Annotated in this window: 11 protein-coding genes; 2 read left to right on the top strand and 9 right to left on the bottom strand. The window is 68.9% G+C overall.

The window, feature by feature from the left end:
- The first annotated feature begins 23 nt into the window (after positions 1–23).
- A complete protein-coding gene (locus Pth03_RS00200; RefSeq protein WP_239118649.1) occupies positions 24–1,628 on the top strand; it encodes an amidohydrolase in 1,605 nt (534 codons plus the stop codon).
- A 188-nt stretch (positions 1,629–1,816) separates the two neighbouring features.
- On the opposite strand, the gene Pth03_RS00195 is transcribed toward Pth03_RS00200, so the two are convergent.
- The 5 genes from Pth03_RS00195 to gap all read right to left on the bottom strand — a co-directional run bounded on the left by Pth03_RS00195 (position 1,817) and on the right by gap (position 5,550).
- Positions 1,817–2,164, bottom strand: a complete 348-nt coding sequence (locus tag Pth03_RS00195) for an RNA polymerase-binding protein RbpA (protein WP_203941984.1) — start codon at positions 2,162–2,164, stop codon at positions 1,817–1,819.
- A gap of 71 nt (positions 2,165–2,235) precedes the next feature.
- On the bottom strand, positions 2,236–2,466 hold the full coding sequence (gene secG / locus Pth03_RS00190; RefSeq protein WP_203941983.1) for a preprotein translocase subunit SecG: 231 nt from the start codon (positions 2,464–2,466) through the stop codon (positions 2,236–2,238).
- A 112-nt stretch (positions 2,467–2,578) separates the two neighbouring features.
- Positions 2,579–3,358 (bottom strand): triose-phosphate isomerase, encoded by a 780-nt coding sequence (gene tpiA / locus Pth03_RS00185; protein WP_275412998.1) that lies wholly within the window; start codon positions 3,356–3,358, stop codon positions 2,579–2,581.
- Entirely contained in the window at positions 3,359–4,546 is a 1,188-nt protein-coding gene (locus tag Pth03_RS00180; RefSeq protein WP_203941982.1) for a phosphoglycerate kinase, read from the bottom strand. It lies immediately after the preceding gene.
- Positions 4,546–5,550 carry a type I glyceraldehyde-3-phosphate dehydrogenase gene (gap, locus tag Pth03_RS00175; RefSeq protein ID WP_203941981.1) on the bottom strand — a complete coding sequence of 335 codons (1,005 nt, stop codon included), beginning with the start codon at positions 5,548–5,550 and terminating at the stop codon, positions 4,546–4,548. Before gap ends, Pth03_RS00180 begins: the two co-directional genes overlap by 1 nt.
- A gap of 213 nt (positions 5,551–5,763) precedes the next feature.
- Here gap and Pth03_RS00170 point away from each other — a divergent pair, with 213 nt between their 5' ends.
- Entirely contained in the window at positions 5,764–6,609 is an 846-nt protein-coding gene (locus tag Pth03_RS00170) for a hypothetical protein (protein ID WP_203941980.1), read from the top strand.
- Between the two features lie 22 nt (positions 6,610–6,631).
- Here the strand turns inward: Pth03_RS00170 and whiA are convergent, their stop codons facing one another.
- The 4 genes from whiA to uvrC form a co-directional block, all read right to left on the bottom strand.
- Positions 6,632–7,612 carry a DNA-binding protein WhiA gene (whiA, locus tag Pth03_RS00165; protein ID WP_203941979.1) on the bottom strand — a complete coding sequence of 327 codons (981 nt, stop codon included), beginning with the start codon at positions 7,610–7,612 and terminating at the stop codon, positions 6,632–6,634.
- Between the two features lie 64 nt (positions 7,613–7,676).
- Positions 7,677–8,594, bottom strand: coding sequence for a gluconeogenesis factor YvcK family protein (locus tag Pth03_RS00160; protein ID WP_239118659.1), 918 nt, complete (start codon positions 8,592–8,594; stop codon positions 7,677–7,679).
- 256 nt (positions 8,595–8,850) lie between these two features.
- A complete protein-coding gene (gene rapZ, locus Pth03_RS00155; RefSeq protein WP_203941977.1) occupies positions 8,851–9,720 on the bottom strand; it encodes an RNase adapter RapZ in 870 nt (289 codons plus the stop codon).
- A 192-nt stretch (positions 9,721–9,912) separates the two neighbouring features.
- Entirely contained in the window at positions 9,913–11,862 is a 1,950-nt protein-coding gene (uvrC, locus tag Pth03_RS00150; protein WP_203941976.1) for an excinuclease ABC subunit UvrC, read from the bottom strand.
- Positions 11,863–11,981 lie beyond the last annotated feature (119 nt).

Here is an 11,981-nt window from a genome sequence, read left to right as displayed (position 1 = left end):
CCACCCAGAAGGGCAGCAGTCCTGTGAGCATCGACATCATCTTCCGCGGCGGCAGGGCCTTCACCCCGGGCGGCTTCGCCGAGGCGGTCCTCGTCCGCGACGGCCGCATCGCCGCGACCGGCCCCGAAGCCGACCTCGTACGGCTCTCGCCCAAGGCCGAGCCCGTCGACCTCGGCGGCGGCCTGCTGACCCCCGGGTTCACCGACGCGCACATCCACCCCGTCCAGGCCGGCCTGGAGCGCGCAAAATGCGAGTTGTCCGAGATATACGGCCTCGACGCCTACATCGGCAAAATCGTCGACTATGCCGCGAAATTTCCGGATAAGGAATGGATCGACGGCGGCGGCTGGGACATGTCGGCCTTCCCCGGCGGCCTCCCCCACCGGTCCCAGATCGACTTCCTCGACCGGCCGGTGTACCTGATCCAGCGTGACCACCATGCCGCATGGGTCAACACCCGCGCACTGGAGATCGCCGGGATCACCAAGGACACTCCCGACCCCGCCGACGGCCGCATCGAGCGTGACGCCGACGGCACGCCCAGCGGTGTCCTCCACGAGGGCGCCATGGACCTGGTGGGCCTGCTCACGCCCCGCCCGACCGCGGCCGACGCCGACGCCGCCCTCCTCGACGCCCAGGCTCATCTCTTCTCGCTCGGAATCACCGGCTGGCAGGACGCGATCGTCGGCTCCTACGCCGGGTCCGACGACAACCTGTCCACCTACATCGGCGCCGCCGCCTCCGGCCGCCTGAAGGCGCGCGTGGTGGGCGCCCTTTGGTGGGAGCGGACCCGCGGCGCCGAGCAGATCGCCGACCTCGTCGATCGCCGGGCGAAGGCCGAGGGGCTCGACCGGTTCCGCGCCTCCGCCGTGAAGATCATGCAGGACGGCATCGCCGAGAACTTCACCGCGGCCGTCATCGAGCCCTACTGCCGGTGCGGCGGCACCGGGTTGTCCTACGTCGACCCGGAGCTGCTCAAGGGCTACGTCCGCGAGCTCGACTCCCTCGGGTTCCAGGTGCATTTCCACGCCATCGGGGAGCGTGCCGTACGGGAGGCCCTGGACGCCCTTTCCGGTACCGACCCGGAGAACCGGCACCACGTCGCCCACCTGCAGATCATCACGCCGCAGGACGTGCCCCGATTCGCCGCGCTCGGCGTCACCGCGAACCTCCAGCCGCTGTGGGCCACCCACCACGCCCAGATGGACGAGTTGTGCATCCCCTTCCTGGGCGACGAGCGCTCCTCGTGGCAGTACCCCTTCGCCGATCTCGTACGGCACGGCACGCGACTGGCGGCCGGCTCCGACTGGCCGGTGTCGTCGGCCGACCCGATCCAGGGCATGCACGTGGCGGTCAACCGTACGGAGCCGGGCGGGTCGGTGCACGCCTCCTACCCGACCGCGCAGACACCCTTCCTGCCCGGGCAGAGCATCGACCTGCGAACCGTGATGACGGCCTACACGGCCGGCTCGGCCTGGCTGAACGGATCACCGGCCGGAGTGATCGAGGAGGGCCGCCCCGCCGATCTGGTCGTGCTCGACCGCGATCCCTTCACGATCGAGCCGGCCGACATCTGGACCACCCGCGCCACGATGACCTTCGTCGACGGCGAGCAGGTGTACGGCTGAGCGAGCTCACACGTACACGTAGGGCAACCCCGGCGAGCCGGTCCCTGCCGCGGAGGCGACGGTGACCAGCACGGAACCCGTTCCGGCCGGGCCCGTTGTTGACGTTCTGAAGATCACCAGGCCCGGCAGACGCAGAAGGTCCCCACGGCGATCGCCGCGGGGACCTCTGAACAGGCCGTGCCGTACGACTAGTAGATCGGACGGGACGAGGTGCGCAGGCGCTCGAGCGCCTCGGCGAGGATCTGCGCCCCGTCCTTGTCGCTGCGGCGCTCCTTCACGTACGCGAGGTGCGTCTTGTACGGCTCGTTCCGCGGCGGAGCAGGCGGGCTGGACTCATCCTGACCGGCCGGCAATCCACACCGAGGGCAGTCCCAGAACTCGGGGACGGCCGCATCGCTGGCAAAGCTCGGCCGCGTCTCGTGCATGTTGGCGCACCAGAACGAGACCCGCACTCGGGGGGCCGCCTCGCCACGCTCAGCCTCCCCCATGGGGCCGGCACCGACTCGGCTGCCACGGATCGCGTTGCCACTACCCACGGATGAACTCCTTGCTCGATCGCCCCGGGGACACGGGGAGGTGAATCCAGGTCACGCTGCGCGGGGAACCCCTACGGCTTCAGCAGCAGACCCAGCGCGATGATGCAGACGAACCAGATCACGCCCGTGATGATGGTGAGCCGGTCCAGGTTTCGTTCCACCACAGAGGATCCGCCGAAGGACGACGTGAAGCCTCCGCCGAACAGATCCGAGAGACCGCCGCCCTTGCCCTTGTGGAGCAGGACGAGCAGCACCATCAGAGCACTCGACAGGATGAGGGCGATGGAGATTCCGATTGTCACCGTAGACCTGTTCCTAGTTACGGGCGTGTACATGACGCCAGCGGCGTGATGATTCAATCTTGCTCTATGAGGGTACGACGTGCTGTCAACTCGTACCCCCTAAACGGCTCAGCTAGCCAGGCATCTCCCCAAAACGGCAGATCTTAACGAATTCTGCCTGGTCGAGGCTGGCTCCCCCAACGAGGGCGCCGTCGATGTCGGGCTCCGCCATGATCCCGGCGATGTTGTCCGCCTTGACCGAACCTCCGTAAAGGATACGGACCGCGGCGGCCACCTCGTCCCCATATACCTCGGCGAGTCGTTTGCGGATCGCTCCGCAGACCTCCTGCGCGTCCGCCCGGGTGGCGACCTCACCGGTGCCGATCGCCCAAACCGGCTCGTACGCCACCACAAGCGACTTGGCCTGCTCGGCCGTGATGCCGTCGAGCGCCCCGTCGATCTGCGACAGGGTGTGCTCGACGTGGCGGTCCTCCTTGCGGATCTCCAGCCTCTCGCCCACGCACAGGATCGGCGTGACCGAGTGCCGGTAGGCCGCCTTGACCTTGACGTTGCAGAGCGCGTCGTCCTCGTGGTGATACTGCCGCCGCTCCGAATGCCCGACGAGCACGAACGTGCATCCGAGCTTCGCGAGCATCGCCCCGGAGATGTCGCCCGTATAGGCGCCCGAGTCGTGCGGAGACAGGTCCTGCCCGCCGTACACGATCCGGAGCTTGTCACCGTCGACCAGCGTCTGCACGCTGCGCAGATCGGTGAACGGCGGGATCACCGCGACGTCGACCTTGTCGAAGTCCTTGTCGGTCAGCGAGAAGGCCAGCTTCTGCACCAGGTTGATGGCCTCGAAATGGTTGAGGTTCATCTTCCAGTTGCCGGCGATCAGCGGCTTACGACTCACCTAGGCCTCCAGTGCCGCGAGTCCGGGAAGGGTCTTGCCTTCGAGGTACTCGAGGCTTGCGCCTCCACCAGTGGAAATGTGGGAGAAACCGTCCTCGGGCAAGCCGAGCAGGCGCACGGCCGCGGCCGAGTCGCCGCCGCCGACGACGGTGAACGCGTCCGACGTGACCAGCGCCTCCGCGACGGCACGGGTGCCACCGGAGAACGCCTCGAACTCGAACACGCCCATCGGGCCGTTCCAGAACACGGTCTTGGCGTCGGCCAGCTTGGCCGCGAACAACTCGCGGGTCTTCGGGCCGATGTCGAGGCCCTCGCGGTCGGCGGGGATCGCGGTGGCGTCCACGACCTCGTGCGGCGCGTCCGCACCGAAGTGGGTGGCGGCCAGCACGTCGACCGGCAGCACGAGCTCCACCCCGCGGGACGCGGCCTCGTTGAGGAAACCGCGGACCTGGTCGAGCTGGTCCTCCTGCAGCAGCGAGTTGCCGACCTCGTGGCCCTGGGCCTTGAGGAAGGTGTAGCCCATGCCGCCTCCGATGAGCAGGCGGTCGACCTTCGACAGCAGGTTGGCGATGACGCCCAGCTTGTCGGAGACCTTCGCCCCGCCCAGCACGACGACGTACGGCCTGGCCGGGTCCTCGGTGAGCTTCTTGAGCACCTCGACCTCGGTCAGCACCAGGTCGCCCGCCGCGTGCGGGAGGCGCTGCGGCAGGTCGTAGACGCTGGCGTGCTTGCGGTGCACGGCGCCGAAGCCGTCGCCCACGTACAGGTCGGCCAGAGCGGCCAGCCTGCCGGCGAACTCGCCGCGGACGGCGTCGTCCTTCGACTCCTCGCCCGGCTCGAACCGCAGGTTCTCCAGAAGGGCCACCTGGCCGTCCTGGAGGGCCTCGACCGTGCTCGCGGCCGACTCGCCGACGACGTCGGTGGCGAAGGCGACGTCCTGGCCGAGCAGCTCCGCCAGCCGCCGGGACACCGGCGCGAGGGAGTACTTCGGCGTGGGCGCGCCCTTGGGGCGGCCGAGGTGGGCCCCGACGATCACCTTGGCGCCGCGCTCGAGCAGCTTATTGATCGTCGGCACCGACGCGCGGATGCGCCCGTCGTCGGTGATCGTCTCCCCGTCCAGGGGGACGTTGAGGTCGGCGCGCACGAAGACGCGCCGGCCCTTCACGTCGAGCTCGTCGATTCCGATCATCAGAGCGAGGCGCCCACGTACTCGATGAGGTCGGCGAGGCGGTTGGAGTAGCCCCACTCGTTGTCGTACCAGCCGATGACCTTGACCTGGTTGCCGATGACCTTGGTCAGACCGGCGTCGAAGATGCAGGACGACGGGTCGGTCACGATGTCGGAGGAGACGATCTCGTCCTCGGTGTACGTCAGGTAGCCCTTGAGCGAGCCCTCGGCGGCGGCCTTCAGCGCGGCGTTGACCTCTTCGACCGTGGTCTCACGCTTGACCTCGACCGTGAGGTCGGTGGCCGAGCCGGTGGGGATCGGCACGCGCATGGCGAAGCCGTCCAGCTTGCCCTTGAGCTCGGGCAGCACCAGGCCGATCGCCTTGGCGGCGCCGGTGGAGGTCGGGACGACGTTCAGGGCGGCGGCACGGGCGCGGCGCAGGTCCTTGTGGGGGCCGTCCTGCAGGTTCTGGTCCTGCGTGTAGGCGTGGATGGTCGTCATCAGACCCTTCTCGATGCCGAAGGTGTCGTTGAGGACCTTGGCCAGCGGGGCCAGGCAGTTGGTGGTGCAGGAGGCGTTGGAGATGATCGTGTGCGCCGCCGGGTCGTACGACTCGTGGTTGACGCCCATGACGATCGTCACGTCTTCGTTCTTCGCCGGAGCGGAGATGATGACCTTCTTGGCGCCGTTGTCGGCGTGCACCCGCGCCTTGGTGGCGTCGGTGAACAGGCCGGTCGACTCCACGACGACGTCGACGCCCAGGTCGCCCCAGGGAAGCTTGGCCGGATCCCGCTCGGCGAAGGCCTTGATCGCCTTGCCGTCCACGTTGATCTCGTCCGCCGAGGCCTTCACCTCGTACGGCAGGCGACCCAGGATGCTGTCGTACTTCAGCAGCTGGGCCAGCGTCGCGTTGTCGGTCAGGTCGTTGACGGCGACGATCTCGATGTCCTTACCGCTGGCCGCCACTGCGCGCCAGAAGTTGCGGCCGATACGGCCAAAGCCGTTGACGCCCACGCGGATGCTCACGGATCCGATCTCCTTGTACGTCGTGCGCCGGGCACCCCGGCGACATGGCTGGCGTGAAACCTCAATGACAGACCTTATCGGACGCAAATTGGACTAGACCACGCGCGGGTGGTGGTTCGGGCACAGTCAGATAAAGCCCACGCCAGAAGTCAGGTTGTGGGGTAATGTGCCCGGCTTGTCACATGAAAATCTTCTCTCCCAGGAAACCCCCCAATGAACGAGATTTCACCGACCCCCAAGAGCGGGTTGGTTCCCGGCATCCTCGTCGGTTTGGTCGCCGCCGTCGTCGGCGCCGCGATCTACGCGGTAATCGTCGACGTCACCGGATATCAGCTGAGCTACGCCGCCATCGGCATCGGCGTGCTCGTCGGGCTCGCCATGCTGGCAGTCAAGCCCACCAGCCCGGTGCTCCCCGCCATCGCGGCCATCCTCTCCTTCGGCGGCGCCGTTCTCGGCATCGTCGCCGAGTACGTCGTCCAAGTCGTCAGAGCGGCCGAGGGGGCGGGCCTTTCGATCAGCTACGGCGACGCCCTCTCGGTGGTCCTCGACCACTTCGGCGAGGTCGCCGGGTTCAAAAGTGTGATCATCTGGATCATCGGCGGCGCGTTCGGCTTCACGTTCGTGAACCGGCGCATCCAGGCCGTGCGCCAGAGTGCCGCCATGGCCGGGGTCGCGACCCCCGAAGTGGCGGCGCCCGCGGGACCGCTCCTGCCTCCCATGACCGCCCCGGAGGCCAACGCCCAGACTGGTACTGAGACCGGCACGGATACGGCCGAGGCCGCCCAGAGCGAGGCCCCCGCCGCCTCCGCGACGCCCGCCTCCGACGGCGACAAGACGGCCGAGCCCGCCACTGCCGAAACCACTGCCGAGACCACGGCGGAGACCACGGCCGACGCCGAGGAGTCCAAGGCCGTCGAGGCGACAGCCGAGGCAGCCGTTGAGGCAGCCGGCGACGAGCCCGCCGAGAAGGCCCCCGAGGCCGTCTCAGCACCGGCCGACGCAAAGGCGACCGACGAGAAGCCGGCCGACGCGGCCGAACTCGAGAAGGTCAAGAGCTGACCTGGCGCCTTGGCGAGCGGGCTCAGGGAGCGAGCATGTCCGGGGTGAGGTTGGCCTCGGTGTTGGCGATGCCCATGTCCTGAGCCCGCTTGTCGGCCATGGCCAGAAGCCGCCGGATCCGCCCCGCGATCGCGTCCTTGGTCAGGGGCGGGTCCGCGATCTGGCCGAGCTCCTCCAGGGACGCCTGCTTGTGGTCCACGCGGAGCCGCCCGGCGATCACGAGGTGCTCGGGGGCCTCCTCGCCGAGGATCTCCAGGGCCCGCTGCACGCGGGCGCCGGCCGCGACCGCGGCGCGCGCCGACCTGCGGAGGTTCGCGTCGTCGAAGTTGGCCAGGCGGTTGGCGGTCGCGCGGACCTCGCGGCGCATCCGCCGCTCCTCCCAGGCGAGCACGCTGTCGTGCGCTCCCAGGCGGGTGAGCAGGGCGCTGATGGCGTCGCCGTCGCGGACCACGACCCGGTCGACGCCGCGCACCTCCCGCGCCTTGGCGTGGATCTTCAGCCGCCGCGCGGAGCCGACCAGCGCCAGCGCCGCCTCCGGACCCGGGCACGTCACCTCAAGCGACATCGAACGGCCGGGCTCGGTGAGCGAGCCGTGCGCCAGGAAGGCCCCCCGCCAGGCCGCCTCCGCATCGCACGTGGCGCCGGAGACCACCTGACGCGGCAGACCGCGAACCGGCCTCCCGTGGTTGTCGATCAGACCCGTCTGCCGGGCGAGCGCCTCGCCGTCCTTGTAGACCCGCACGACGTACCGCGAGCCTTTGCGGAGCCCGGCGGGGGCGAGCACGAGCACCTCGGCCTTGTGGCCGAAGACCTCACCGATATCTCTGATCAACCGGCGGGCCGTGACGTTGGTGTCCAGCTCGGCCTCGATCACGATGCGACCGCCGACGAGGTGCAGCCCGCTCGCGAACCGCAGCAGCGTCGAAACCTCGGCCTTACGGCAACAAGGCTTGAGCACTGATAGGCGGCTCAGCTCGTCCTTCACCACACCGGTCATGGCCATCTGCGCGTGTCCTCCCCGAAACAGACTTACGGGAGCCAGTCTCTCGCACCTCTACAGACGGGGATCACCGCTTCTCGTGGAAAATCTCGTCAAGGACCGCGGCAAGACGTGGTCCATCATGCCGCGGAGATCCGTCAGAAGCTGCCACATCAGCCAAAACCAAACGCCCTCCGAGGGACGCGGCGGCCTTCTCCAGCGCCCGGAGGTCGTCGACCACCCCCTGGTCGGCCAGCACGGCGTCGACCGCCAGCGAGGGAGCGTGCTCCCTCAGCACCTCGAGGTGCTTTTCCGGCGAGAACCCGTCGGTCTCCCCCGGTTGCGGCGCGAGGTTGAGGATCACCAGCCGCCTGGCCCTGGTCTGGTGCAGCGCCCGCGCCAGCTCGGGCACCTTGAGATGCGGCAGGACGCTGGTGAACCACGAGCCCGGCCCGAAGACCACCCAGTCGGCCTCCTCGATCGCCTCGACGGCCTGCGGGCACGCGGGCGGGTCCGGCGGCACGAGGGAGATCGCCCGCACCCGGCCGGGCGTGAGCGCGCACGCGACCTGCCCCCGGACGGTGGAGATCACTCCGTCCAGCTCGACCTCGGCCTCGATGTCCAGAGGCACCGACGCCATGGGAAGCACCCTGCCGTGCGCGCCGAGCAGGCGCCCCACCCAGTCCAGCCCTTGGACGGGATCGTCCAGCAGCTCCCACAGGGCGACGATGAGCAGGTTTCCGATGGCGTGGCCGTGCAACTCGCCCTCGCTGCGGAACCGGTGCTGGACGACCTCGCTCCAGGTCTTGCCCCACTCGTCGTCGCCGCACAGGGCCGCCAGGGCCATCCGGAGGTCGCCGGGAGGAAGAACGCCGAGTTCACGCCTCAGGCGGCCGCTGGAGCCTCCGTCGTCGGCGACCGTCACCACGGCAGTCAGATCGCGTGTGACGGTCCTGAGGGCCGACAGGGAGGCGTACAGGCCGTGACCGCCGCCCAGGGCGACCACCTTGGGACCGCGCGAAGGGCACGGTTGGCTGGGGTCGCAGGACTCCGCGAGTCCAACGGCGAGCTCGTTCATGCTCCTCCTCGCCTGACGGCTCGCCTAACCCTAACGAAGCCCTTTTCCAGAAAGCCCTACTCTACGAAAAAGCTCCGGAAGATCCACAATTGCGGAGACGGCCTACCGTGTGGCGGTTCGGAACGACGAAGGGCCCGGGCGGCGGAGGATCGCCGGAGTCCCGAGCCCTGACGTGCCCTTGGGGCTACTCGCGCCCCATGTCGCGATGGCTCACCTGCACGTCCATGCCGTGCTCGCGAAGCCGTCCGCCGATTTCCTCGGCCATGGCGACGCTGCGGTGCTTGCCGCCCGTGCACCCCACCGCGAGGGTGACGTAGCTCTTGCCCTCACGGGTGTAGCCGGCGGCCACCACGCCGAAGACCTCCTCGTATCCGTCGAGGAACTCCTTGGCCCCCGGCTGGCTCAACACATAGTCCCTGACGGGTGTGTCCAGACCGTTCATCGGCCGCAGCTCCGGCACCCAGTGGGGGTTGGGCAGGAACCGGCAGTCGACCACCAGGTCGGCGTCCACCGGCATGCCGTACTTGTAGCCGAAGGAGACCACGTTGACCTTGAGCCCGGGCCGGTCCTCGCCTCCGAAGTAGGAGACGACCTTGTTGCGCAACTCGTGGACGTTCAGTGACGAGGTGTCGATGACCAGGTCCGCGTTGGCCCTGACCTCGCGGAGGATGCCCCGCTCCCGGCTGATCCCGTCGACAAGCCGCCCGTCGCCCTGAAGCGGGTGCGGGCGCCTCACATTCTCGAACCTGCGGACCAGCTCGTCGTCGCTGGCCTCCAGGAACATCACCCGGACGCCGACCCCACGCCCGTCCAGCTCCCCGATCGCCGCGTTCAGGTCGGTCGTGAACGCAAGGCTGCGCACGTCGACCACCGCGGCCACCTTGTCGGCCGCCATGTTGACCTTGCCGGCCTCTTCCGCCAGCGAGAACAACAAACCCGGTGGGAGGTTGTCGATGACGAACCAGCCCACGTCCTCCAATGCCTTGGCCGCTGTGCTGCGGCCAGCCCCCGACATGCCGGTGACCACAACGAACGCCGGCTCAGTCGTGCTCATCGCCCGCTCTCCGCCCTGCCTGATAAATGGCCTCGCCCCGTCAGCAACACCCGCGGGGGAATGACACGCTCTCGCCCGGAGCATGACATCGCCGCCCCGGCGCGCGCCACCGGCACGCCGCAAAAAGCGACCGGATCGCCACCGCCCGTGATCAACCGGGGCGGGGGCGAGCGCGCGAACATCCCCCGTCGTTCACGCGCGTTCTTCCTTCAACGCCGCCACGATCGCCTCGGCGGTCGAGGGGCCGATGCCCGGAACCTCGAGGATCTCGGCGGCGGTGGCATCCCGCAGCCGTTTCACCGAGCCGAAATGGCGCAAGAGCGCCTGCCTGCGCGACGGGCCGAGGCCAGGGACCTCGTCCAGCGCGCTCTCCTTCAGCGTCTTGGAGCGCTTCGACCGATGGTAGGTGATGGCGAAGCGATGTGCTTCATCGCGTACCCGTTGGAGCAGGTAGAGGCTCTCGCTGGTACGAGGCAGGATCACCGGGAGGTCCTCCCCCGGCAGCCACACCTCCTCCAGCCGCTTGGCCAGTCCGCACACCGCCACGTCGTCGATCCCGAGCTCGTCCAGCGCCCGCTGGGCCGCGGCGGCCTGCGCCGGACCGCCGTCCACCACGACAAGGTTGGGCGGATAGGCGAACTTCCGCGGGCGGCCCGTCTCCGGGTCGATCGGCATCCCGGCCCCGGAATCGCGACTCTCCCCCGTTGCAGACGCCGAATCCGGCGCCGGGACCTCGCCGTCCAGCTCACCGGTGGCGACGCGTTCCTCCAGGTAGCGCTTGAACCGCCGGCAGATGACCTCGTAGATCGACGCCACGTCGCCTTCGGTGCTCTTGATCGAGAACCTGCGGTATTCGCTCTTGCGGGCCAGGCCGTCCTCGAAGACGACCATGGACGCCACCACGTCGGTGCCCTGGATGTGGGAGATGTCGTAGCACTCGATGCGCAGCGGGGCCTGGTCGAGGTCGAGGGCGTCGGCGATCTCCTGAAGCGCCCGGCTGCGGGTGGTCAGATCGCTCGCGCGCCTCAGCTTGTGCTGGGCGAGCGACTCCTTGGCGTTGCGCTCGACGGTCTCCATCAGGCTCTTCTTGTCGCCGCGCTGGGGCACGCGCAGGTCGACCCGTGCGCCCCGCTGCTCGCTGAGCAGCTCGATCACAGCGTCGGCCTCGGGCGGCAGCGCCGGGACGAGGATCTCCTTGGGAATCGCGGCCTCGCCGTACATCTGGAGGAGGAACTGCTCGACGAGGTCTCCCGGAGTGCTGTCCTCGACCTTGTCGACCACCCAGCCGCGCTGGCCGCGGATGCGCCCCCCGCGCACGTAGAAGACCTGGACGGCCGCCTCGAGCGGGTCCTGTGCGAGGGCGATGACGTCGCAGTCGGTGCCGTCGCCCAGCACCACGGTCTGCTTCTCCAGCGCCCGCTGCAGCGCCTGGATGTCGTCACGAAGGCGCGCCGCCTTCTCGTACTCCTCGACGGCGGCCGCGGCGCGCATCTCGCGTTCGAGCCGCTTGGTGAAGCGGGTCGTGTTGCCCGCCATGAAGTCGCAGAAGTCCTCGGCGAGGGCGCGGTGCTCGTCGGGCGTCACCCGGCCGACGCAGGGCGCCGAGCACTTGTCGATGTAGCCGAGCAGGCACGGCCGCCCGATCTGCCCGGCCCGCTTGAAGACGCCCGCCGAGCAGGTGCGCACCGGGAAGACCCGCAGCAGCAGGTCGACCGTCTCCCTGATCGCCCAGGCGTGCGAGTAGGGCCCGAAGTAACGTGTGCCCTTGCGCTTCGCGCCGCGCAGCACCTGCACCCGCGGGAAGTCCTCGCTCATGGTCACCGCGAGGTAGGGGTAGGACTTGTCGTCCCGGTATTTCACATTGAACCGGGGGTCGAACTCCTTGATCCAGGAGTATTCGAGCTGCAGCGCCTCAACCTCGGTCCCCACCACCGTCCAGTCGACGCTCGCCGCGCTCGTGAGCATCGTCTGGGTGCGCGGGTGCAGCCCGGCGAAATCCGCGAAATACGAATTGAGCCGCTGGCGCAGGCTCTTCGCCTTGCCCACATAGATCACCCGGCCAGCCGGGTCACGGAAACGATAGACGCCTGGCGATTCGGGGATCGATCCGGGCGCCGGTCGGTAACTTGCCGGATCCGCCACACCGCAAGCCTACTTGGATCCCCCGACAATTCCGGCTTCGGCGATCACCCCCTGCGCCCGGTGAGCAAGGCCGCCCGGCGTGACCACGGCCGCCCGCGTGGGGCGCACCTCCCCCTCGG

Origin of the sequence: Planotetraspora thailandica, from assembly GCF_016863335.1 — a bacterium.
In the GTDB taxonomy this organism is placed as follows: Bacteria; Actinomycetota; Actinomycetes; order Streptosporangiales; family Streptosporangiaceae; genus Planotetraspora; species Planotetraspora thailandica.
The sequence above is the reverse complement of the archived record's forward strand: the minus strand, read 5'-3'. Positions and strand labels throughout refer to the sequence as shown.

Excerpts from the sequence above, each read along its gene's own strand:
- Pth03_RS00180 (WP_203941982.1), bottom strand. The coding sequence starts at position 4,546 with ATGATCGGAATCGACGAGCTCGACGTGAAGGGCCGGCGCGTCTTCGTG.
- Pth03_RS00170 (WP_203941980.1), top strand. The coding sequence starts at position 5,764 with ATGAACGAGATTTCACCGACCCCCAAGAGCGGGTTGGTTCCCGGCATC.
- whiA (WP_203941979.1), bottom strand. The coding sequence starts at position 7,612 with ATGGCCATGACCGGTGTGGTGAAGGACGAGCTGAGCCGCCTATCAGTG.
- rapZ (WP_203941977.1), bottom strand. The coding sequence starts at position 9,720 with ATGAGCACGACTGAGCCGGCGTTCGTTGTGGTCACCGGCATGTCGGGG.